This window comes from Mesorhizobium temperatum (genome assembly GCF_002284575.1).
GTDB classification, from domain to species: domain Bacteria; phylum Pseudomonadota; class Alphaproteobacteria; order Rhizobiales; family Rhizobiaceae; genus Mesorhizobium; species Mesorhizobium temperatum.
The window spans coordinates 37,186-58,189 of the sequence record NZ_NPKJ01000025.1; the positions used below are offsets into that span (position 1 = coordinate 37,186).

At 62.3% G+C, this 21,004-nt stretch carries 21 protein-coding genes; 10 read left to right on the forward strand and 11 right to left on the reverse strand.

What is annotated here, in order from left to right:
• Positions 1–180 precede the first annotated feature (180 nt).
• Positions 181–798 carry a PilZ domain-containing protein gene (locus CIT26_RS07625; RefSeq protein WP_095492016.1) on the reverse strand — a complete coding sequence of 206 codons (618 nt, stop codon included), beginning with the start codon at positions 796–798 and terminating at the stop codon, positions 181–183.
• Between the two features lie 117 nt (positions 799–915).
• Positions 916–1,554 (reverse strand): PAS domain-containing protein, encoded by a 639-nt coding sequence (locus tag CIT26_RS07630; protein WP_095492017.1) that lies wholly within the window; start codon positions 1,552–1,554, stop codon positions 916–918.
• A 422-nt stretch (positions 1,555–1,976) separates the two neighbouring features.
• On the opposite strand from CIT26_RS07630, the gene CIT26_RS07635 reads away from it, so the two are divergent.
• From CIT26_RS07635 to CIT26_RS07655, 5 genes are all read left to right on the forward strand, one after another.
• Positions 1,977–2,735 carry a rhomboid family intramembrane serine protease gene (locus CIT26_RS07635; RefSeq protein ID WP_095492018.1) on the forward strand — a complete coding sequence of 253 codons (759 nt, stop codon included), beginning with the start codon at positions 1,977–1,979 and terminating at the stop codon, positions 2,733–2,735.
• Positions 2,736–2,937: 202 nt separating this feature from the next.
• Entirely contained in the window at positions 2,938–3,369 is a 432-nt protein-coding gene (locus CIT26_RS07640) for a CBS domain-containing protein (protein WP_023798170.1), read from the forward strand.
• A gap of 164 nt (positions 3,370–3,533) precedes the next feature.
• Positions 3,534–5,033, forward strand: a complete 1,500-nt coding sequence (gene gatB / locus CIT26_RS07645) for an Asp-tRNA(Asn)/Glu-tRNA(Gln) amidotransferase subunit GatB (protein WP_095492055.1) — start codon at positions 3,534–3,536, stop codon at positions 5,031–5,033.
• 4 nt (positions 5,034–5,037) lie between these two features.
• Positions 5,038–5,526 carry a GNAT family N-acetyltransferase gene (locus tag CIT26_RS07650; protein WP_095492056.1) on the forward strand — a complete coding sequence of 163 codons (489 nt, stop codon included), beginning with the start codon at positions 5,038–5,040 and terminating at the stop codon, positions 5,524–5,526.
• 289 nt (positions 5,527–5,815) lie between these two features.
• The gene (locus CIT26_RS07655) at positions 5,816–6,268 is read left to right on the forward strand and encodes a phasin (RefSeq protein ID WP_095492019.1); all 453 of its coding nucleotides are present in this window, start codon (positions 5,816–5,818) and stop codon (positions 6,266–6,268) included.
• A gap of 109 nt (positions 6,269–6,377) precedes the next feature.
• Here CIT26_RS07655 and panC read toward each other — a convergent pair whose 3' ends face one another.
• Together panC and panB are read right to left on the reverse strand one after the other, a co-directional pair.
• A complete protein-coding gene (panC, locus tag CIT26_RS07660; RefSeq protein ID WP_095492020.1) occupies positions 6,378–7,229 on the reverse strand; it encodes a pantoate--beta-alanine ligase in 852 nt (283 codons plus the stop codon).
• Positions 7,230–7,259: 30 nt separating this feature from the next.
• Positions 7,260–8,102: a 3-methyl-2-oxobutanoate hydroxymethyltransferase gene (gene panB / locus CIT26_RS07665; protein ID WP_095492021.1), complete on the reverse strand. Its 843-nt coding sequence runs from the start codon at positions 8,100–8,102 to the stop codon at positions 7,260–7,262.
• A gap of 248 nt (positions 8,103–8,350) precedes the next feature.
• Here panB and CIT26_RS07670 point away from each other — a divergent pair, with 248 nt between their 5' ends.
• The 3 genes from CIT26_RS07670 (at position 8,351) to CIT26_RS07680 (ending at position 9,895) form a co-directional block, all read left to right on the forward strand.
• Positions 8,351–8,749, forward strand: a complete 399-nt coding sequence (locus CIT26_RS07670; protein WP_095492022.1) for an NADH:ubiquinone oxidoreductase subunit NDUFA12 — start codon at positions 8,351–8,353, stop codon at positions 8,747–8,749.
• 125 nt (positions 8,750–8,874) lie between these two features.
• Positions 8,875–9,423 carry a DUF2155 domain-containing protein gene (locus CIT26_RS07675; RefSeq protein ID WP_095492023.1) on the forward strand — a complete coding sequence of 183 codons (549 nt, stop codon included), beginning with the start codon at positions 8,875–8,877 and terminating at the stop codon, positions 9,421–9,423.
• A gap of 103 nt (positions 9,424–9,526) precedes the next feature.
• Positions 9,527–9,895, forward strand: coding sequence for a hypothetical protein (locus CIT26_RS07680; RefSeq protein ID WP_095492024.1), 369 nt, complete (start codon positions 9,527–9,529; stop codon positions 9,893–9,895).
• A 12-nt stretch (positions 9,896–9,907) separates the two neighbouring features.
• Here the strand turns inward: CIT26_RS07680 and aat are convergent, their stop codons facing one another.
• From aat to CIT26_RS07710, 6 genes are all read right to left on the reverse strand, one after another.
• Positions 9,908–10,525 (reverse strand): leucyl/phenylalanyl-tRNA--protein transferase, encoded by a 618-nt coding sequence (gene aat, locus CIT26_RS07685; RefSeq protein ID WP_095492025.1) that lies wholly within the window; start codon positions 10,523–10,525, stop codon positions 9,908–9,910.
• Positions 10,526–10,554: 29 nt separating this feature from the next.
• Positions 10,555–11,898, reverse strand: a complete 1,344-nt coding sequence (gene accC, locus CIT26_RS07690) for an acetyl-CoA carboxylase biotin carboxylase subunit (protein WP_095492026.1) — start codon at positions 11,896–11,898, stop codon at positions 10,555–10,557.
• A 19-nt stretch (positions 11,899–11,917) separates the two neighbouring features.
• Entirely contained in the window at positions 11,918–12,376 is a 459-nt protein-coding gene (accB, locus tag CIT26_RS07695; RefSeq protein WP_095492057.1) for an acetyl-CoA carboxylase biotin carboxyl carrier protein, read from the reverse strand.
• Between the two features lie 26 nt (positions 12,377–12,402).
• Positions 12,403–12,837, reverse strand: a complete 435-nt coding sequence (gene aroQ, locus CIT26_RS07700) for a type II 3-dehydroquinate dehydratase (RefSeq protein WP_031254564.1) — start codon at positions 12,835–12,837, stop codon at positions 12,403–12,405.
• 298 nt (positions 12,838–13,135) lie between these two features.
• On the reverse strand, positions 13,136–13,939 hold the full coding sequence (locus tag CIT26_RS07705) for a DsbA family protein (protein ID WP_095492027.1): 804 nt from the start codon (positions 13,937–13,939) through the stop codon (positions 13,136–13,138).
• A gap of 87 nt (positions 13,940–14,026) precedes the next feature.
• The gene (locus CIT26_RS07710; protein WP_095492028.1) at positions 14,027–15,421 is read right to left on the reverse strand and encodes a M48 family metalloprotease; all 1,395 of its coding nucleotides are present in this window, start codon (positions 15,419–15,421) and stop codon (positions 14,027–14,029) included.
• 159 nt (positions 15,422–15,580) lie between these two features.
• Here CIT26_RS07710 and CIT26_RS07715 point away from each other — a divergent pair, with 159 nt between their 5' ends.
• A complete protein-coding gene (locus tag CIT26_RS07715; RefSeq protein ID WP_095492029.1) occupies positions 15,581–16,729 on the forward strand; it encodes a pyridoxal phosphate-dependent aminotransferase in 1,149 nt (382 codons plus the stop codon).
• 5 nt (positions 16,730–16,734) lie between these two features.
• Positions 16,735–17,664: a glutaminase gene (locus CIT26_RS07720; protein WP_167391318.1), complete on the forward strand. Its 930-nt coding sequence runs from the start codon at positions 16,735–16,737 to the stop codon at positions 17,662–17,664.
• A 95-nt stretch (positions 17,665–17,759) separates the two neighbouring features.
• Here the strand turns inward: CIT26_RS07720 and CIT26_RS07725 are convergent, their stop codons facing one another.
• A complete protein-coding gene (locus CIT26_RS07725; RefSeq protein WP_095492031.1) occupies positions 17,760–20,696 on the reverse strand; it encodes an Rne/Rng family ribonuclease in 2,937 nt (978 codons plus the stop codon).
• Positions 20,697–21,004: the final 308 nt, after the last annotated feature.

The window sequence follows — 21,004 nt, forward strand, 5'->3', positions numbered from 1 at the left end:
GAATAAACATAAAATTTGAATCATTTAAGTATAAAATTGTTTAGGTGTTTTTCGCGGGGGTCACATTGTCGCGGCGCGGCGCCTTGGCACGGCATCGGTTGGCATGCCGCGACGGCCGGCGCGGGTCAACAAAAAACCGGCCGAAATGGGCCGGTCGATTGCGGCAATGTGCGCTGTTTGTCAGGTGCCGGATGCGTTGAATTCGGAATCGAGTGTTTCTGGCCGCTGGATGACCGCGAACTCGATAGCGACGCCGTCCTCGAAGTGGCGCACCACCTGGCCGCGCATGGTGCCGAGCATGACCTGGATGCCGATCGCCGGCTTGACGTCGATCTCCACCGCGGCGCCCGAAAGCGACAGATCGATGATGCGGCACTGGTACTGGCGCCCGTCACTGAGCTGAAGCACGCTGGTCGGATTGCGCGGCGCCACGCGTTCGTGACGACGGTCTTCCGGCAGATCGAGCTCGTGCTTGTTGGCAAGCCAGGTCAATTGCGCGGCAAGCTTGTCCTTCTTGCGTTCCGACGCGATGACCGTCATCGCGAAACCATCCTGCAAAATGCGGGTGACGACGCCCTCGATGCGGCCGATGTGATCGATATAGGCGATGACTTTCTCGCCCGGCATGCCGATGCGCTCGGTGCGAAGCGCTACATTGCCCGGCGACATGTCGACCACCTGGCACGGATGTTCGGTGCGATCCTCCAGCATGAAGCGTCCGTAGATCTTCACGCGGACGCGCTGAAAGTTACGCCTTTCAGCTCGGGACGGCGCGGTGTCGACCGCCGCTGACCTCATGACTGCCTACACCCCGTTTGGCATTCCGCGCGTTGATGCGAGGAACTTCGTCGGAAAGCTACAGCAAAGCAGGTTAACAAAGGGGAAAGCCTGACCCCGCTACCTTAGCGATTTAGACTATTCACCGCGCCCGCCGTCGAACACGACCAGATGGCGGATGCGGCGCGCCTGGCCGAGCGCCGAAATCGTCTGGGGCGGATCGAGTTCCGACGGGACAAGCGAAGGAACGTCGATGGCCGGCCGGTTCCTGGGGAATTTCGGTTCCTTCTCCGGATCGACGACACGGATTGAATCGATCAGGGCGTCGGCGATCGGATCCGCGCCCAGCCAGAAGGGTTTTTCAGCAGCGCTTATCACGCCGAGGCAGCGCGGATTTTCGACGCCGCCGTCGAGCGGCAGGGCGAGCAGCTCGAACTTGCTGGAGCGGTCGGTGCGGCTGAAACCTTCATAGGTGATGAGCACCACGGATTTCTGATCGAAGACGCCGTGGATCAGTTTTGAGACAAGCTGCTGGTCCTTCTCGCGCCACAGCGAGGGAAAGGAAAACCCCTTGAGCTCACGGCCATAGACCGCGCAAAGCCTGGTGCCGGCGAGGCGGAATACCGCTTCGCCGCGCGTATCCTTTTCCAGGATGAAGGTGTCGGCCAGCAGCGACTTGATGTCGGCTGGCTCGACTTCCGAACGCTTCGGGGCAGGGCGCCCGTCACGCAGCCGGTTCCAATAATGGAACAGCGTGATCGATCCGTTCTGGTTCATGCTATGCTGCTCCGCGCAATCTGTCGTCTGATGTCCCATCGGTGAACAGAAGGGCGCCCTCCGAGGACCTACATGCGTTGCGGAGCAGGACGCGTGCCAGCATCGTTAACACTTGTTCACGGGTCGGGGTCGTTAAGGTTAACAAGTGGTTTACGTTGCGCCCCGCCCAAGCCCGTGGCACGCTAAAACCACTCCAGAAGCGGTCGTTTCGCAGCGATCGGCAGCAGTTCAGTCAAGAGTTTGGGGGAGCACGGGGGCTCGACCAGCCGTTCAAGGGCAACCTTGGACGGCTTCTTTTTGATTCGCGCCAATTTTGATTCGCCCCAGTTTTGACTTGCGTGGGGCGATTCGCCCCTTTGTGAATCGGGTGACCGTGATCTACATGCTCGCGAAGTCGAATCCAGCGACTGAGTGCGAGCCATATGAGCGAACCAGCAAGCCCATCGGAAATCGAACAGGGCGAGGGCGGACCTGTCGGCCGCGAGTCGGAGCCGCGCCGCGAGCCGGTGTTCAACATGCCGCCCATTGTGCTGGCGCTGATCGGCATCTGCGTCGTCGTTCACCTGATCCGGCTCTACTGGCTCACCGAGGACCAGGATTTCTCCCTGCTGATTCGGACCGCCTTCATTCCGATCCGCTATTCCGGTCGCTTCGACCTCGATTTCTACGCGTTTTCGAGCCCCTTCACCTATGCCTTCCTGCATGGCGGCTTTGCTCATCTTGCTGTCAACATGGTGTGGCTGGCGGCTTTCGGCTCACCGCTGGCGAACCGCTTCGGCGCGCTTCGTTTCAGCCTGTTCTTCGCGGCGACGGGGCTGGCGGCGGTGGTGCTGTTCTGGGCCGTGCATCCGCTCGGCCAGGCGCCGCTGGTCGGCGCATCGGGGGCGATTTCCGGCATGATGGGGGCGGCCGCCCGTTTTGGCTTCCGTATCGACCGCTCGTCCGGCAAAGCCGCCTTTGCCGGCGCGCCGCTGCCGATGGCGGCGGTGTTCCGCTCGCGTGGCGTTGTGACTTTTCTTGCCATCTGGATGGTGATCAATCTCGCCACCGGCCTCGTTGCCTTCGCGCCCGGCATCGACAGCCAGATCGCCTGGGAGGCTCATATTGGCGGTTTCGTCGCCGGCTTCTTCGGCCTGCGCGCTTTCGATCGGCGGCAGCAGGCGGATGAGTTCATGGTCTGAGCCTCGCCGCACTTGAAAAGCGATCGATCGCGGCGCACGATGTTCACTACAGCGCCGCGCGTCCTCTTGGACGCGCAAAGGACGCTGTAGAACTTTGATTTGCGCATGATCCTTCCGAAAATCGAGGCCGATTTTCGGGGTCATGCGCAGAAGGAAAGCCGGTCAGGGCAGGAAACCGGCAAGTAAAACTGAGGAGGACGCCATGACTGTTAAGGCAATTCTCGAGCAGAAAGGCCACGACGTGTTGACGCTCGGGCCGAACGAAAAGCTGAGCGAGGCCATTCGCATCCTGGCCGAACACAGGATCGGTGCGCTGGTCATCACCAATGGCGATCACAAGATCGTCGGCATCCTTTCCGAGCGTGACGTCGTGCGGGTCCTCGCCAGGGAAGGAGCCGCCGCACTGGATATCGCGGTGCGCTCGGCAATGACGCCCAAGGTGAAGATCTGTAATGAGAACCACACCGTCAACGAGGTCATGGAGATCATGACCAGTGGCCGCTTCCGCCATCTGCCGGTGGAAAAGGACGGCCTGCTCGACGGCATCGTATCGATAGGCGATGTGGTCAAGCGGCGCATCGAGGATGTTGAGCGCGAGGCCGCGGAGATCAGGGCCTACATCGCGACGGCCTGACGGGTTGTTTCTTCGGCCGGTTCGGCGGGATTCGACGTGAAGCGCCAGCTTCGGCTTTGCGCTTGTCTCTTTTTGTGGTTTGCACTAGCGAGTGACTTTCACGTCCGACGTGACGGAATTCACGTTGAGAAGTGAATTCCGTCACCGATAACTCGCAGGCCATTATGACCCTCATCGACACCCGCACGCCCGACGCCAAACGCCTGATATCAGGCGCCACCGGCGACTGGGAGATCATCATCGGCCTCGAGGTGCACGCGCAGGTGACCTCGCAAGCAAAGCTGTTCTCCGGCGCCTCGACAGCTTTCGGCGCGCCGCCAAACGCCAATGTCAGCCTCGTCGATGCGGCGATGCCGGGCATGCTGCCGGTCATCAACGAGGAATGCGTCAAGCAGGCGATCCGCACCGGCCTCGGACTGAAGGCCGCGATCAACCATAAGTCGGTCTTCGACCGGAAAAACTATTTTTATCCCGACCTGCCGCAGGGCTACCAGATCTCGCAGTTCAAGCAGCCGATCGTCGGCGAGGGCAAGGTGATCGTCTCCGTCGGCCCGGACCGGCAGGGCGAGTTCGAGGATATCGAGGTCGGCATCGAGCGCCTGCACCTGGAGCAGGATGCCGGCAAGTCGATGCATGACCAGCATGCGACGATGTCCTATGTCGACCTCAACCGCTCCGGCGTGGCGCTGATGGAGATCGTCTCCAAACCCGATATGCGCTCCGCCGACGAGGCCAAGGCCTATGTCACCAAGCTGCGCACCATCGTGCGCTACCTCGGCACTTGCGACGGCAATATGGACGAAGGCTCGCTGCGCGCCGACGTCAACGTCTCGGTGCGCCGGCCCGGCGGCGAATTCGGTACGCGCTGCGAGATCAAGAACGTCAACTCGATCCGCTTCATTGGCCAGGCCATCGACTACGAGGCGCGCCGCCAGATCGCCATCCTCGAGGACGGCGGCAAGATCGACCAGGAAACGCGGCTGTTCGACCCCAACAAGGGCGAGACGCGCTCGATGCGTTCCAAGGAAGAAGCGCACGACTACCGCTACTTCCCGGATCCCGACCTTCTGCCGCTGGAATTCGACCAGGCCTATGTCGATGCGCTGGCAAAGGATCTGCCTGAACTGCCCGACGCCAAGAAGGCGCGGCTGATCTCCTCGCTCGGCCTGTCGACCTACGACGCCTCGATCCTGGTGTCGGAAAAGGCGGTCGCCGACTATTTCGAGAAGGTGGCCGCTGGTCGCGACGGCAAGCTCGCCGCCAACTGGGTCATCAACGATCTGCTGGGTGCGTTGAACAGAGCCGGCAAGGGCATTGAAAATGCTCCGGTTTCGCCCGATCAGCTCGGCGCGGTCATCGACCTGATCAAGGAGGGCACCATCTCCGGCAAGATCGCCAAGGATCTGTTCGAGATCGTCTGGAGCGAAGGCGGCGATCCGCGCCAGCTGGTCGAAAGCCGCGGCATGAAGCAGGTGACCGACACCGGCGCCATCGAAAAGGCGGTCGATGAGGTGATATCAGCCAATCCGGACAAGGTCGAGCAGGCGCGCGCCAAGCCGAGCATGGCCGGCTGGTTCGTCGGCCAGGTGATGAAGGCGACAGGCGGCAAGGCCAACCCGCAAGCGGTCAACGACCTCGTCAAGGCCAAGCTCGGGATCGAATAGGATGATGTTCGTGCGCACCGCCGGCGAGCGCGACCTTGCCGCGGTCCGCGCGCTGCTGGTCGAAACCTGGCACGCAACCTACGATAGTATTTATGGTGCTGCCAAAGTCACCGAGATCACTGATGAATGGCATTCCATCGCCTCGCTCAAGGCGCGGTTGACACGGCCGAATTCCGAATTCCTGGTCGCAGACGACGGCAAGCGCATCGGCGGCATGACTTTCGCCGCAGCCACCACCGATGCGAAGATCATCATGCTGAACCAGCTCTACGTGCATCCGGCCTGCCAGAGGCAGGGGATCGGCCAGGCGTTGCTGGAAGAGGTCGAAGCCAGCTTTCCGGAGGCGCGGACGCTGCGTGTCGAAGTTGAAGAGGCAAACGCTCAGGCCGTCGCCTTCTACCGCTCGAAAGGGTTTTTGCCCGCCGGCAACACCGCTGACTGTGGCGGTGGTTCAGGGCTGCCGGCGCTGATTTTCGAGAAGACGATCGGATAGATTTGCCTGCCCTAACAGGTCGCAGTCAGTTGCGTTCCATGAGCAGCTGCGACGGTCGGTTGCGGGCAGCCGCGCCGAATTGAATTACGGTGACAGTGCACTTTTTGGAATTACGGTGACAGTTCACACGCCGCAGGTAAGAATTCGGCAGTGGCTAACGCTGAGGCAAAAAAAGGCATGGTGCGACGCACAAAAATATTTGCAATGCACTGCAGATGCCGTAACGTCAGGCTCCTGAATGAACGAGGCGGCTTTTCTAAAAGGCCGCCCACCGCAAAGGATGGAAACTATGACCAAGACCGCCGATAAAACTGCTGAAATCACCGAGAACGCAGAAGTCCCGACTGAGGCAACCGATCAGTTCCGCGCTGTCGCCGAAAAGGGCGTCGAGCAGTCGAAAGAAGCCTTGTCGAAATTGGCGACCGGCGCCGAGGCGACCCAGAAGGCTCTCGAGTCATCGTTCGAAACAGCCAAGACCGCTAGCAATGAGCTGTCGCTGAAGACGATCGCCGCGCTGCGCGCAAATGCTGAGGCCAGCTTTGCTCACCTCGAAGCCCTGGTAGCCGTGAAATCGCCCTCCGAGTTCATCGAACTGCAGACTGACTTCTTGCGCAAGCAGGTGGAAAAGACCGTCGAGCAGAGCAAGGAGTTTCAGGCGGCGGCGACGAAAGCCGCCGAAGACGTATCCAAGCCGATCAAGGATGTCTACGAGAAGGCGATGAAAGATCTCAAGGTCGCCTGATTGGCCTAATGCATGTCGCGCAAATGTGCGCAGCGGTTTTGCGATAACGACATGCATAACAACAAGAACTTGAAGCGCGTCGCATGAACCCATCCAAACGCGACGCGCTCTAGGCGGAGAGAAGTTCCACATTGTCGATCAGCCGGGTTTTGCCCAGCCAGGCGGCTGCGAGCAGGCGTCCGTCACGGTTTCGTCGCCACGGGGCGAGCGCCAAGCTCTCGCGCGCCGCGACATAGTCGACTTTGTCGAAGCCAGCCTTGACGAGCGCGCGGCTGGCCTCGGCGGTCGCGCTGCCTTCATCCGCGCCTGCCGCTAGTGCCGCTGCCGTCCGGCGCAATATGGCGTTGAACTGGCGCGCCACCTCGAGCTCGGCTTCGCTCAGATAGGCATTGCGTGACGACATGGCGAGGCCATGTGCGTCGCGTGCCGTTGGCGCGCCGATGATTTCCACCGGCAGATCAAGGTCGCGGCAGAGCTGCCTGACGACGCAAAGCTGCTGGTAGTCCTTTTCACCGAAGACCGCATAATCGGGCAATGCCTGCAGGAAGAGCTTAGCCACGACCGTCGCGACGCCGTCGAAGAAGGTCGGCCGGAAATCCGATTCCAGCCCGGCGGCTGGCCCGCCGACCGAGATCCTGGTGGCGAAGCCGGCCGGGTACATCTCCGCCACACCAGGGGTGAAGGCGAGCTGTGCGCCGGCCTCGGCCAGCCGGTCGAGGTCGCGGGCGAGCTGTCGCGGATATTTGTTGAGGTCTTCGCTCGGCGCGAACTGCGTCGGGTTGACGAAGATCGAGACAAGGCAACGATCGGCCTTTTCGAGCGCGATCCTGATCAGCGAGATATGGCCGTCATGCAGCGCACCCATGGTCGGCACCATGGCAACGCTGAGGCCATCGCGACGCCAGTCGCGGATTTGCGCGCGAAGAGCGGCGACGCTGTCGACGACGAGAGGCCGGCTCATGCTTTGTCCCGGCTCATTCTTTGTCCCCACTCATTCTTTGTCGTTGTCGGCTGCGGCCGAAAAGACATGGCCCGGGCCGGGGAACGTCCGGCTTCGCACCTCCGCTGCATAACTGGCTGCCGCCTGCGATATCACGCTGCGCAGGTCGGCATATTGCTTGACGAATTTCGGCACCCGGTCGACGGTCAGGCCGACCATGTCGTCGATGACCAGGATCTGGCCGTCGCAGTCGCCGCTGGCGCCGATGCCGATGGTTGGAATGGAAATATGCCGGGTGAGGTCGGCAGCGACGGTCTCGACGGTGCCTTCGATCACCACAGAAAACGCGCCAGCCTTTTCGACCGCTTCGGCGTCGCGATACAGCGCCGCCACATTCTCCTCGGTCCGGCCCTTGATCCTGTAGCCGCCGTCGCTTTCCACCGATTGCGGCTGCAAGCCGATATGTCCCATGACCGGAATGCCGGCAGCGACGATCGCAGCAATCTGCCCGGAAACTGTGACGCCGCCCTCCAGCTTGACCGCCTGGCAGCCGGTTTCGCCGACGATCCGCCGCGCCGAGGCAACGGCTTGGCGCGGCGTTGCCTCATAGCTTCCGGCCGGCATGTCGACCACCACGCAGGCTCTGGCTGAACCTCGCATCACCGCTTGTCCATGGGCGATCATCATCTCCAGCGAGGCGCCCAGCGTGGTCTTGTGGCCATGGAGAACCATGGCGACGCTGTCGCCGACCAGAAGCAGATCGACATTGCCGTCGAGCAGGCGAGCGACGGGGTAGGTATAGGCGGTGAGGCAGACGACCGGCACGCCGCCCTTGCGCAGGCGAATGGCGCCGGCACTGATCCGCAGTTCAGGGTCGGATGCATCCGGGGCCATCTTTACCTCCCTCAACCGTCAATCAGGCTGGTACCTGCATGGGACGCGCAGAGCTTTAGAAAGACCAGGCAGCCTTGGCAAGGCATGCCTCGACAGAGGCGAAAGGCTCGCCGGGTTTGCATCGGTTTTTCCGACAGCCATTTGCGCGACGCTTGCGGCAAAACCCTTGCCTTCGCGATGACCTGACGCCATAAGCAGGCAACGGGTGCCGCCGCTGCCGCCGCGAGGACTTGCCGCGAGGATTTTGGATGAAGACGTTCCTTCTGCAGTTTTTCACCTGGTGGAACAGCCAGACGCTGGGCACGCGCTTCCACACCTGGCGGCATGGCAAGAAAGTCGGGCAGGACGAGGCTGGCAACGTCTACTACGAAGGTGGTGTCGATTCGGAAGGCCGCACCCGCCGCTGGGTCATCTATCACGACTATTCGGAAGCCTCGATGATTCCGCCCGGCTGGCATGGCTGGATGCATCACCGCGTCGATGTCGCGCCGCCGAGCGAAAACTACAAGCCACGCGACTGGCAGAAGCCGCATCAGCCGAACCTTACCGGAAGTGCCGCCGCCTATCGCCCCAAGGGCTCCGTGCTCACCAATCAACACCGCCCGCAGGTGACGGGCGATTACGACGCCTGGACGCCGGGGTCGTAACCGCTCGTCGAGACGGATCGGTCCTTTATCGCCACAATTGGCGTTTAGCTGCTTGCCGATCTGACAGCAGCGACTAGCCTTGGGCGCGACAGAATCACCCCGGGCGCTAACCACCGGACCCTTGCATGAGCATTTTCAGCCGAATCTCGATAGGCGGACTGACGATGGCCGCCGCTCTTGTCGCTTGCGCCATGGCCGCCGCACAGACGCTGGAGGCACCAATCGAACCGGAGGCCTGGGAAGAGCCAGCGACGCCGGAGGCGCCAGCGACACCGGAGGCGCCAATGGAACCGGATGCGACGGTGGCTCCGGCGGCACCGGCGGCACCAGAACGCATCACCAATCCCGTCGCCGAATTCGCCGGCATCGACAAGATCACCGGCCGCATCATCACCTTCGATGTCTATATTGACGAGACGGTGCAGTTCGGTGCTTTGCAGGTGACGCCGCGCATCTGCTATTCGCAGCCGCAAACCGAAGAGCCGAAGACCGATTCCTTCGTCGAGGTCGACGAGATCACGCTGGATCGCAAGATCCGCCGCATCTTCACCGGTTGGATGTTTGCCGAAAGCCCCGGCCTCAATGCCGTCGAGCACGCCGTCTACGACGTCTGGCTGAAGGGCTGCAAGCAGAAGTCGGAGGTTCCGGCACCCGACGCTGCTAAATCCAATTAGGGCGCCAGATGCGGAATCACCTGTTCGGGATCACATGCTGAGCCTTCCGGAACCGCCTTATTCTCCGTGCGTTGGTCATGGCTGGCGTTACGGAGATGTCCCCATGATGGCCAACAAGAACGAACTCCTCGATCTCGAAAGAGGGTTCTGGACCGGCGACGCTGCCTATTTCAAAGCCAATGCCGACACCGAATGCCTGGTGGCCTTCCCACAGATGGCGCAAACGATGAGCAACGCCGATCTGGCCGGAACCGCGACGGACCCGAACCGCTGGCGCGATCTCGACATCGACCTCAAGGGCATCATCGAGCCGGGCAGCGACATCGTCATACTGACCTATGAGGCCCATGCCACTCGCGAGAATGGCGAGCCTTATGCGGCGCTGGTCAGCACCGGTTATGTCCATCGCGTAAATGGCTGGAAGATGATGTTCCACGCGCAGACGCCTCTTGAGCCTGCCGCAAAACACTGACCCTGGCGCAGATCACGGGAAAAAGACCGCTTCGCCCTTCAACGCGTCAGCCAGCATCTTTTCATACTTGCCCCTTGGCACGTCGACCGCGCCGAAGCGTTTGAGGTGCTCGGTGGTGAACTGGGTGTCGAGCAGCGCAAAGCGCCGTTCCTTCAGGCGCTCGACCAGATGCACCAGGCAGACCTTCGACGCGTCCGTTTCCCTGGCGAACATGCTTTCGCCGAAGAACACCCGGCCGAGCGACACGCCGTAGAGGCCGCCAACCAGCCGACCCTCACGCCAGGCTTCGACCGAATGGCAATGGCTCATCCGATGGAGTTCGACATAGGCCTCGCGGATCGGCGCATTGATCCAGGTCGACCGGCGTTCCTCGCGCCTCTCGGCGCAGCCATCGATCGTCGCCTCGAAGTCGAAATCGAAACGGATGTCGAACAGGTTTTTCCGGATCGCCTTCCTCAGGCTTTTGGGCGTGTGAAAACCATCGAGCGGGATGATGCCGCGCGTCTCCGGCCGTACCCAGAACACTTCGGGATCGGTGGCGCTTTCGGCCATCGGAAAGACGCCCGAGGCGTAGGCCTTGAGCAACAGGTCGGTCGGGATGCGATAGCCTGGCGCGTAGGGACGGGTCATCGCGTCATTATATTCTATAAGTTCACGACCTAATCCTCTTTGGCCAGATATTTTTCCAGCCAGTGGATGTCATACTCGCCATTGGCGATATCGGCATTGCCGACGAGATCGCGAAACAGCGGCAGCGTCGTCTTGATGCCGTCGACGACGAATTCGTCGAGCGCCCGCCGCAGCCGCATCATGCATTCGACGCGGTTGCGGCCGTGCACGATCAGCTTGCCGATCAGGCTGTCGTAGTAGGGCGGGATCTTGTAGCCGGAATAGACGCCGGAATCGACACGGATGCCGAGGCCGCCCGGTGTGTGGAAGTGGGTGATCGTGCCGGGTGAGGGCGTGAAGGTGCGCGCATCTTCGGCATTGATGCGGCATTCGATGGCATGGCCCTGGAAGCGGATATCTTCCTGGCGCACCGAAAGCCCAGCGCCCGAGGCGACGCGGATCTGCTCATGCACGAGATCGATGCCGGTGATCGCCTCCGTCACCGGATGCTCGACCTGCAGGCGCGTGTTCATCTCGATGAAGTAGAATTCGCCGTTCTCGTAAAGGAATTCGATGGTGCCGGCGCCGGAATAGCCAAGATCGGCGATCGCCCTGGCGCAGACGCCGCCGATATGCGCGCGCTCCTCGGCATTGAGGGCCGGCGATGGCGCTTCTTCCCAGACTTTCTGGTGACGGCGCTGCAGCGAGCAGTCGCGCTCGCCGAAATGCACGCCGTGGCCGACACCGTCGCCGAATACCTGCACCTCGATGTGGCGTGGCTTTTGAAGGTATTTCTCGATGTATACGGCGTCGTCGCCGAACGCAGAACCGGCTTCCGAACGCGCCGTCTGCAGTGCGACGACAAGATCGGCTTCGCTGCGCGCCACTTTCATGCCGCGTCCGCCGCCGCCGGCCGACGCCTTGATGATCACGGGGTAGCCGATCTCGGCGGCGATGCGTTTGGCTTCCTTTTCCTCGGTGACCGCGCCGTCGGACCCGGGCACCACCGGAATACCAAGGCGCTTGGCGGTGCGCTTGGCCTCGATCTTGTCGCCCATGATGCGGATGTGATCGCCGGTCGGGCCGATGAAGGTGATGTTGTGCGCGGCGAGGATATCGGCGAATTTGGCATTCTCCGACAGGAAGCCGTAGCCCGGATGCACCGCGTCGGCGCCGGTGATCTCGCAGGCCGCGACGATCTGGTGGATGTTGAGATAGCTGTCGCGCGACGGCGGCGGGCCAATGCAGACGCTCTCGTCGGCGAGCCGCACATGCATGGCGTCGGCATCGGCGGTCGAATGCACCACCACCGTCTGGATGCCGAGCTCCTTGCAGGCGCGCAGCACCCTCAGAGCGATTTCGCCGCGATTGGCGATGAGGATTTTCTGGAACATTTTTCGGCTGTTCCCGGCTCTACTCGATCACGACGAGCGGCATGCCATATTCGACCGGCTGCGCATCCTCGAACAGGATCGCCGTCACCGTGCCGGCACGGGGCGAGGGGATCTGGTTCATCGTCTTCATGGCCTCGATGATCAGCAGCGTCTGGCCTTCCTTGACCTGCTGGCCGACTTCGATGAACGCCTTGGCGTCGGGCGACGGCGCCAGGTAGGCGGTGCCGACCATGGGCGAGGCCACCGCATTCTTGGACACGTCGGCCGCTGCCGGGGCGGCTGCGGCCGATGGCTGCGCTGCCGGCGGCGCATAGGCGGGCTGCGGCGCGGCGACCGCATGGACGGCCGGCGCTTGTCGCGACACGCGCACCTTCAAGTCACCCAGCTCGACCTCGATCTCGGTGAGGTTGGTGTCGTTCAGTATGCCCGCCAGATCGCGGATAAGCTGCTGGTCAACACCATTCTTCTTTATCGACATTTTCGAGCCTTCTGTTTGTTGGCCGGTCATAGGCGTGCGGCCAGCGCCTGCAGCGCCAGTGTGTAGCCGAGCGGCCCGAACCCGCAGATCACGCCGACGGCGACCGGCGAGACCATGGAGACGTGGCGGAATGATTCCCGCGCATGGATGTTGGAAAGATGAACTTCGGCGACGGGCAATGGGGCGACTGAGCGGATGGCGTCGTGAATGGCGATCGAGGTGTGGCTGTAGGCGCCCGGATTGATGACGATGCCAACAGCCTTGTCGGCGGCTTCCTGTATCCAGTCGACGAGGTCGCCCTCATGGTTCGACTGACGGAAATCGATCTCGAGCCCAAGCGCCGCACCTGCCTGCTTGCAATCGTCGGCGATCGCGGCAAGCGTCTTGCCGCCATAGATGCCCGGCTCGCGCTTGCCGAGCGCGTTGAGGTTGGGACCGTTCAGGACGAAAACCGTTTTCAAAATGCCGACCTTTTCCAGTGTGGTTTTGAATCCGAAATTCGCAATACCTTGGAGCAGCGCTTTGAACGAATTTCGGATTCAAAGCCACACTGGCAATTTTTACATTTCTGATGCGGTGGATTTGAAGTTCCTGAACGCTGATGCCACCAAAGTAGCAGGAACTTCAAATCCACCACATCAGCGCCGGCACCAGTCGGCGCGCCGGACCTCTATAATGGGCTTAGACGCCTGCGAAAAGAGCGCAAGTGGGTTCTTTCGCTGTCCACAACAGGCGGAAAATGGCTTGCGCCGAAGCCGATCAGAGTGCGGCCTTGGCCGCCTCGATCTTCTCCGCCAGCACTTCCTGGCCGAGCGCCCCGAACACCACCTCGTTGCCGACCACATAGGAGGGCGTTCCGGTTATGGCCAGCTTGTTGGCAATGTCATAGGTCTTGGAGAGGGCCTCGGCGATCGACGGGTCCTTCATCTTCTCGCGCAGCGTCGCTTCGTCGGCGCCGAGCGAAAGCGCTACCTTGATGGCCGCTGCTTCGGTGGCGCGTCCCTGGGCGCCGAGCAGCGCGTTGTGGAACTCGCCGTATTTCTCCGACATCATCAGGTGGAAGGCCATCGAGACGACGCTCGCCTTCTGCGAATCCGGGCCGAGGATCGGGAACTCCTTGAGCACGAAGCGCAGGTCCGGATCGGCTGTCGTCAGCGTCTTCATGTCCTCCATGGCGCGTTTGCAGTAGCCGCAATTGTAATCGTAGAACTCGACGATGGTGACCTTGCCGTTCGGATTGCCGACGACGCCGTCGAAGGCCGAGTTGAAGATCTGGTCCTTGGCATCTTTGATTATGGCGAGACTGGCGACGCGCTGCGCCTCCTTCTGCTTGGCCTCGAGCGCTTCCTGAGCCTCCAGCAGCACTTCGGGGTTCTTCAGGAGATAGTCGCGGATGATGCCTTCGACTTCGGCCCGGTCGATCTTGGTGTCGGCGGGCGCCGCCTGGGCGATCTGCACGGCATCGGCCTTTGCCGTCTGCGGACTTCCGGTCACGAACCCGAAACCCAGCATGGCGAGAGCGACCGCCACTCCCGTGGTGCCCAGCAGAATTGCCTTGTTCATCGTCCCTAATCCTCTTGCCTGGTTTCCGGCCCGATTGGTCTGACCTCGATTGGTCCGACTACATGTCGCCGCGCACGGTCGGAAGGTTCACTTTTTCTTGCCTGATGGTGCGTAGTTTATGATGTCCTGCGCGCGGATCCAGCCCGGCTCGCCGCGCTTCATTTTCATCTGCGCGCGCATTGCGAAGATCTTGGCATCCTTGTAGGCGCCGGAATAGAAATGGCCTTCGGCGGTTGCAAGATCGGCGGCCGGAATGTTGCCGAGTTCGCCATAGGCCTGCGCCAGATGGCGGTAACCGACGGCGTTTTCCCGGTCGCGCCCGAGGCCCTTGTTGATCTGCACCACCGCTTTCTCCAGGGAATCGGGCGTGCCGATGGCCATCAGCGCCTGGCCGTAGGAGACCGACAGCAACCCGGATCGCGCCGGATCGAGGCTGACCGCCTTGGCATAGGCTTCGGCGGCAGCCTTCGGTCTGTTCGCCTTCATCAGGATGTCGCCGCGCAATTCCTGGAAATAGGGGTTTTTCGGCTGTGCCTTGATCAGCGCGTTGGTCTTGGCGAGCGCCCCGGCCAGATCGCCGAAAAGGTAGCTCGTCTGCGCGTCGCCATATTGCGAGGCGAGGCTGCCCGGGTTCTTGCGCATCAGCCGCGATGCGGCGGCCTTGCCTCCCATATAGGCGGCGATCTTGATGCGCATCATGTCGTGCCGCTGCTGCAGTGCCGGCGTATCGACCTTGTCGACATAGGGGCTCTGCTTGACCAGGACTTCGAGATTGGCGATGCGTTCCCGCGGCAGCGGATGGCTGATCCGGTAGGGATCGACCTGCGCCCCTGACAGCGAGAGCGCGCTCTGAAAGCGGCCGAAGGTCTTCAGCATGCCCAGGCCGGACTGACCGGTGGCATTGAGATAGGTTATCGCCGAGCGGTCGGCGGTCATCTCTTCGGTGCGCTGATAGGCGAGGATACTGCGCTGCGCCATCTCGCCGCCGCCAGCCGCGACCCCCATGCCGGCGCCGGCGAGGCCCCGGCTTTTGGTGGTGGCGCCGGCGACGATGGCCCCGGCGCCAAGCAGTGTCGCGATGATGGCCATCGTCTTGGCGCGTTCGAGCTGGTTGCGCAATTTTTGCTGGTGCCCACCGGCAATGTGGCCGGCTTCGTGTGCGATGACGCCGATGATCTCGTTGGGCGTCTCCGCCGACATCAGGGCGCCGGTGTTGATGAACAGACGGGGCCCGGCAACGAAGGCGTTGAAACTCTGGTCGTTGACCAGCACGATGTCGACGCCGCCTTCCGGCAGGCCCGCGGCCCGGAAGATCGGCCGCGCATAATCGCGTACCAGCGCCTCGATCTCGGCATCGCGCACCACCGGCACGTTTTGCGCTAAGGCGCTGATGGTGCCGGTCACAGCGACCGTCGCGGCAAGCGAAAGCGTCGCGAAGGCGCGCGCTGCCCTGGCTATCATCGATTTGGGTCGGCTCAACATGGCAGGTCCACTGGTAGACGAGCGGGCGGAGGATGAAAAGTCGGCACTGAAACTTTACCGAACTTGTGATCCTCACATCAATCGGGCATTTGTGCGGCGCGGGACGCCAAAGCTCGGCGCCGGGCCGACCCAAAGGGGCCGACAAAGGAATGAGGTCAAATGGTTGTATCGCTTTCGCGCCGCGGCGAAGTCGAACCGTTCCACGCCATGGACATTCTGGCGGAAGCGAATCGGCTGAAGGCAAAGGGAGTGCCGGTTGTTTCCATGGCCGTTGGCCAGCCGTCCGACCCGGCGCCGGCCGGGGTCAGGCAAGCGGCGACGAACGCATTGAAGATGGGGCGCATCGGCTACACCGACGCATTGGGTCTTTCCGGCCTGCGCGAGGCGATCGCGCAGCACTATGCCGACCACTACGGGCTTGCCGTTTCACCCGGCCGGATCGCCGTCACCACCGGATCGTCGGCCGCCTTCAACCTGGCCTTTCTGGCGATGTTCGATCCAGGCGATCGTGTCGCCATCGCCGCCCCGGGCTATCCGGCCTATCGCAATATCATGGCCGCGCTCGGCATCGGGATCGTCGAGATCGAGCTCGGCGGTGATGCCTATCTCCACGCCGAACACCTCAAGGCCGCGCATCGCGAAAAACCGCTGAAGGGCGTGTTGTTTGCCAGCCCGGCCAATCCGACCGGGGCAATTATCCCCGCCGACGAGCTGTTGGCGCTGGTGACGACGGCGGAAGAGCTCGGCATCGCCGTGATCTCCGACGAGATCTATCACCGGCTGGCTTACGCTGCGCCGGACACGACGGCGCTTGCCTACGGCCAGGACGTGACGGTGATCAATTCCTTCTCGAAATATTACTGCATGACTGGTTGGCGTGTCGGCTGGATGGTGCTGCCGGAAGCATTGGTGCGGCCGGTCGAGCGCATCGCCCAGAGTCTCTACATCTCACCGCCGGAACTGTCCCAGATCGCCGCGATCGAGGCGTTCAAGGCGACCGCGGAATTGGAGGCGGTGAAGGCGCGCTACGCCTGGAATCGCGAGCTTTTGATGACACGCCTGCCCGAACTCGGCTTTGCGCTGGCGGCACCGATGGACGGGGCGTTCTACGCCTTCTGCGATGTCACCAGGCACACCAACGACAGTATGGCCTTCGCGCGCAAGATGCTGGCCGAGGCGCATGTGGCGGCGACGCCTGGCCGCGATTTCGATCCGCTTCAAGGCCATCGAACCATGCGCTTTTCCTACGCCGGCAGCCACGATGAGATGGTCGAGGCGATGATGCGCCTCGAACGCTGGCTGAAGTAGCGCGAATGCCGGAACTCGAACAGGCTTTGACCGAAATTGCCGCCGAAATGGCGGAGCGCACGGATCGCGGCGAAGTCGCGACCTACATTCCGCAACTCGGCAAGGTCGATCCGAAAAAGTTCGGTATCGCCGCCGTGACCAATGACGGTCGCGTGCTGATGGCGGGCGACGCCGATGAGCCGTTTTCGATCCAGAGCATTTCGAAGGTGTTCACGCTGACATTGGCGCTCGGCAATGTCGGCGACGCGTTGTGGCAGCGTGTCGGGCGCGAGCCTTCGGGCAACCCGTTCAACTCGATCGTCCAGCTCGAGCATGAGAACGGCATTCCGCGCAATCCGTTCATCAATGCCGGCTCCATCGTCATTTCCGACATTCTGCTCGCCGGCCACCAGCCGCGCGAGGCGATCGGCGAGATCCTGCGCTTCATCCAGTTCCTGGCCGACGACGAGACCATCATCATCGACCGCGAGGTCGCGGCTTCGGAACGGGCCACCGGTTTTCGCAACTTGGCGCTTGCCAACTACATGAAATCCTTCGGCAATCTCAACCACGCGCCGGACCTGGCGCTGGGCGTCTATTTCCATCATTGCGCCATCGCCATGAGCTGCCGGCAACTGGCTTTGGCCGGCCGCTTTCTTGCCAATGGCGGCAAGAACCCGGCGACCGGCCATTCCGTTGTTTCGGCCGAGCGCGCCCGCCGCATTGGCGCGATGATGCTGACCTGCGGTCATTATGACGGCTCCGGCGATTTCGCCTTTCGCGTCGGCATCCCGGGCAAGAGCGGCGTCGGCGGCGGCATTTTGGCGATCGTGCCGGGGGTGGCCTCGCTTGCGGTATGGTCGCCCGGCCTCAACGCCAACGGCAATTCCAGGCTGGGGTCGATGGCGCTGGAAAGGCTGGCGAAGATGATGAACTGGTCGGTCTTCGCGCCATAGAGATTGTGACGCTTCAGACAAGAAAAATCCCGCGCTGTCGACAGGACAGCGCGGGATTCTTTTGGTCAAAAGATCAGGCTAAACTACCGAAAAGCTTAGAAAAAGCCTTTCCGCTGCCACCAGCCGGCACGCTTCGGCTTTTCCTCGGTCTTTTCCTCTTCGGCAACAGTCGAAGACACGATCGGCTCAACCGGAGCATCTACCGGTACAGGCTTGCGTCGCGATGGGCGGACCTTCGGTTTTTCGTCAACGGTGGCCACGACTGTTTCCTCCGGAACAGGTGCGGGAGCCTCGGCAGAAATTTCCGACTCGGCTACCGGCGTCTCGGCGACGACGTCCGCCGCAGCCTTCTTCGGCTTGGCGGCGCGGCGCGGCTTCTTCGGCTTTTCGGCGCTCGGCATGTCGTCATTGGCCGGAGCAAGGTCCACAGGCTCTTCGACCGGCGTTGCTGCTACCGGCTCGCTGGAGACGGCTACGCCCTCCAAGACTTCGTCAGCAGATTCGGCAGTGCCTGCATCGACCTCGCCTTCGCCGTCTTCACGGCGATTGCGCTTGCCGCCACGCTTGCCGCGCCGGCGCTTCTTGCCCAGACCTTCATCCACCACTTGACCGTCATCCGACGCTTCCACCGCCTCAGTGACGCCGACCTGGTCCTCGTGGTCTGCTTCGACACCTTCATCGCCTAAGGCCTCGGATACGCCTTCGGCAGTGGCCGGGAGGGACGCGCCTTCCATGGGGGCGCCATGCTCGCGGTCGCGATCCTTGCCGCCGCGCCGTCTGCGGCGCTTGCGGCGCTTGCGGTCGCGGCCTTCGCCATCCTCGCTTGGCCTTGGCTGCTGCGGCTGCTGAGCTTGGCGCGGTTGCTCCGCGGGTGCAACGGCCTCGTCTTCCTCCTCCTCGATGACGATTTCGTCGGCGGGCTCTTCCGGCTCGACATAGGCGGGCAAGGTGCGCACCTCGATGAAGCCCTCAGGCTTTTCAGCCAGCGCGCCGCGGAAGATCGCATAGTGCTGGGCGCCGACCGTGTCGTCGGCCTCGACGGTGATGGTCAGGCCGAAGCGGTTTTCGAGCTCCACCAGCGTGCCGCGCTTGTGGTTGAGCACATAGAGCGCGGTCGCCGCCGGCGTCCGCACCGTGATGTGGCTGCGCGAATCCTTGAGCAGAAATTCCTCGATCGCCCGCACCACCATCAGCGCGACAGACGAATCGGACCGCACATGGCCGGTGCCGCCGCAATGCGGGCAAGGCTTCATCGTCGATTCCAGCACGCTGGCACGGATGCGCTGGCGCGACATCTCCATCAGGCCGAAATGCGAGATGCGGCCGACCTGGATGCGGGCGCGATCGTTCTTGAGGTGATCCTTCAGCCGCTTTTCGACGGAGCGGTTGTTGCGGTTCTCCTCCATGTCGATGAAGTCGATGACGATCAGGCCGGCAAGATCGCGCAGCCTCAGCTGCCGTGCGACCTCCTCGGCCGCTTCCAGATTGGTGTGAAGTGCTGTGTCCTCGATCGAGTGCTCCTTGGTGGAGCGGCCCGAATTGACGTCAATGGCGACCAGCGCTTCGGTCTGGTTGATGATGATGTAGCCGCCGCTCTTTAGGGTCACCTGCGGCTGCAGCATGCGGTCGAGCTGCGCCTCGATGCCATTACGCACGAAGATCGGCGTCGTGTCGCGGAACGGCTGCACGACCTTGGCGTGGCTCGGCATCAGCATGCGCATGAAGTCCTTGGCCTCGCGATAGCCCTCTTCGCCGGAGACCAGGATCTCGTCGATGTCCTTGTTGTAGAGATCGCGCACCGAGCGCTTGATCAGGCTGCCTTCTTCGTAGACCAGGGCAGGGGCCGTGGACTGCAGCGTCAGATTGCGGACGTTTTCCCAAAGCCGCATCAGATATTCGTAGTCGCGCTTGATCTCGGCCTTGGTGCGGCTTTCACCGGCGGTGCGCAGGATGACGCCCATGCCCTGCGGCACTTCGAGATCGGCGACGACCTCCTTCAGCCGCTTGCGGTCCTGCGCGTTGGTGATCTTGCGCGAGATGCCGCCGCCACGCGCCGTGTTCGGCATCAGCACCGAATAGCGGCCGGCAAGCGACAGGTAGGTGGTGAGCGCCGCGCCCTTGTTGCCGCGCTCTTCCTTCACGACCTGCACCAGGAGGATCTGCCGGCGCTTGATCACTTCCTGGATCTTGTACTGGCGGCGCACCGGCTTGCGGCGATTGCGCGCTTCTTCCAGCGCATCCTCGGCGCCGACCGATTCGACCTCATGGTCGTCCGGATGCGAGGACTGCACCTCTTCCAGCATGCCGCGATCATTGTCGGTGGACGTGGCTTCGCCGGCCGAGTCCGGCTGCGGCACGGCTTCGGAAATCACATCCGCTTCAATGCTGGCGGCGATGGAATTGGGTCCGCCTTCGGTAGGCCCAGTCTCGTCATGGCTCGTCTCATTATGACTCGCGTCAACATGACCGGCGACATCCTCGCCATGTTCCGAAGTATCGGACGGCGTGTCGACACTTTCGGAAACGGCAGCGACGTTCTCCGCGACCGCATCCTCGCCGTGTTCGCCGCCCTCGTTGGAGCCGCTGTCGTTGGACTCGACAGAATCGTCCGAATCGGCCGCACCTGCATCACGCTTGTGCTCGCCTCGGTCGCGGCTCTTGCCGCCGCGCCGGCGTCCCCGCCGCCCGCGATCGCGGCTCTGGCGGTCGTCGCCTTCGCCGTCCTCATCGTCCTCGTCTTCTGCTTCCTGCGCTTCCGCGCGCAGCAGCGCCTGACGGTCGGCGACCGGAATCTGGTAGTAGTCGGGATGAATTTCACTGAAGGCGAGGAAACCGTGACGGTTGCCGCCATATTCGACAAAGGCTGCCTGAAGCGAGGGTTCGACGCGGGTTACGCGGGCGAGGTAGATGTTTCCTTTGAGCTGCTTCTTGTCCTGGGATTCAAAGTCGAATTCTTCAATGCGGTTACCGCGAACGACGACAACTCGTGTTTCCTCCGGGTGGGAGGCGTCTATCAGCATTTTGTTGGGCATTATTTCGTTTCCCCCCGGCAGCCGTCAGCCGCAGCTTGCGGGGCAAAGCCCGCCGCTGTGAGTGTGGATGAACATGGGTGCCGGGCAATTGAATGTCCGCCGGCCGCTGCCTGAGCGCCATGGCGGTGCCGCCCGCAGCCATAATGGCGCGGTTTGCTGCGGACCTTTCCATGATTGCGCTTGAAGCCATCGTAACCAGCAGAACCTTTTTGAACCAAAGCCCGGGAAAACCGGACCAGCTTGTTTGCTCATACAGAGCCGGCGCGGGACAATCCCGGCCGTTTTCCTCACGCAGACGCTTCCCCCGC

What these genes read in the sequence shown, in the direction of transcription:
- accB (WP_095492057.1), bottom strand. Translation starts at nt 12,376, where the DNA reads ATGTCGATAAAGAAGAATGGTGTTGACCAGCAGCTTATCCGCGATCTG.
- CIT26_RS07680 (WP_095492024.1), top strand. Translation starts at nt 9,527, where the DNA reads ATGATGGCCAACAAGAACGAACTCCTCGATCTCGAAAGAGGGTTCTGG.
- panB (WP_095492021.1), bottom strand. Translation starts at nt 8,102, where the DNA reads ATGGCCCCGGATGCATCCGACCCTGAACTGCGGATCAGTGCCGGCGCC.
- CIT26_RS07675 (WP_095492023.1), top strand. Translation starts at nt 8,875, where the DNA reads ATGAGCATTTTCAGCCGAATCTCGATAGGCGGACTGACGATGGCCGCC.
- CIT26_RS07670 (WP_095492022.1), top strand. Translation starts at nt 8,351, where the DNA reads ATGAAGACGTTCCTTCTGCAGTTTTTCACCTGGTGGAACAGCCAGACG.
- CIT26_RS07720 (WP_167391318.1), top strand. Translation starts at nt 16,735, where the DNA reads ATGCCGGAACTCGAACAGGCTTTGACCGAAATTGCCGCCGAAATGGCG.
- CIT26_RS07650 (WP_095492056.1), top strand. Translation starts at nt 5,038, where the DNA reads ATGTTCGTGCGCACCGCCGGCGAGCGCGACCTTGCCGCGGTCCGCGCG.
- CIT26_RS07655 (WP_095492019.1), top strand. Translation starts at nt 5,816, where the DNA reads ATGACCAAGACCGCCGATAAAACTGCTGAAATCACCGAGAACGCAGAA.
- CIT26_RS07630 (WP_095492017.1), bottom strand. Translation starts at nt 1,554, where the DNA reads ATGAACCAGAACGGATCGATCACGCTGTTCCATTATTGGAACCGGCTG.
- CIT26_RS07635 (WP_095492018.1), top strand. Translation starts at nt 1,977, where the DNA reads ATGAGCGAACCAGCAAGCCCATCGGAAATCGAACAGGGCGAGGGCGGA.
- CIT26_RS07625 (WP_095492016.1), bottom strand. Translation starts at nt 798, where the DNA reads ATGAGGTCAGCGGCGGTCGACACCGCGCCGTCCCGAGCTGAAAGGCGT.
- gatB (WP_095492055.1), top strand. Translation starts at nt 3,534, where the DNA reads ATGACCCTCATCGACACCCGCACGCCCGACGCCAAACGCCTGATATCA.
- aat (WP_095492025.1), bottom strand. Translation starts at nt 10,525, where the DNA reads ATGACCCGTCCCTACGCGCCAGGCTATCGCATCCCGACCGACCTGTTG.
- CIT26_RS07640 (WP_023798170.1), top strand. Translation starts at nt 2,938, where the DNA reads ATGACTGTTAAGGCAATTCTCGAGCAGAAAGGCCACGACGTGTTGACG.
- CIT26_RS07725 (WP_095492031.1), bottom strand. Translation starts at nt 20,696, where the DNA reads ATGCCCAACAAAATGCTGATAGACGCCTCCCACCCGGAGGAAACACGA.
- CIT26_RS07705 (WP_095492027.1), bottom strand. Translation starts at nt 13,939, where the DNA reads ATGAACAAGGCAATTCTGCTGGGCACCACGGGAGTGGCGGTCGCTCTC.
- CIT26_RS07710 (WP_095492028.1), bottom strand. Translation starts at nt 15,421, where the DNA reads ATGTTGAGCCGACCCAAATCGATGATAGCCAGGGCAGCGCGCGCCTTC.
- accC (WP_095492026.1), bottom strand. Translation starts at nt 11,898, where the DNA reads ATGTTCCAGAAAATCCTCATCGCCAATCGCGGCGAAATCGCTCTGAGG.
- CIT26_RS07715 (WP_095492029.1), top strand. Translation starts at nt 15,581, where the DNA reads ATGGTTGTATCGCTTTCGCGCCGCGGCGAAGTCGAACCGTTCCACGCC.
- panC (WP_095492020.1), bottom strand. Translation starts at nt 7,229, where the DNA reads ATGAGCCGGCCTCTCGTCGTCGACAGCGTCGCCGCTCTTCGCGCGCAA.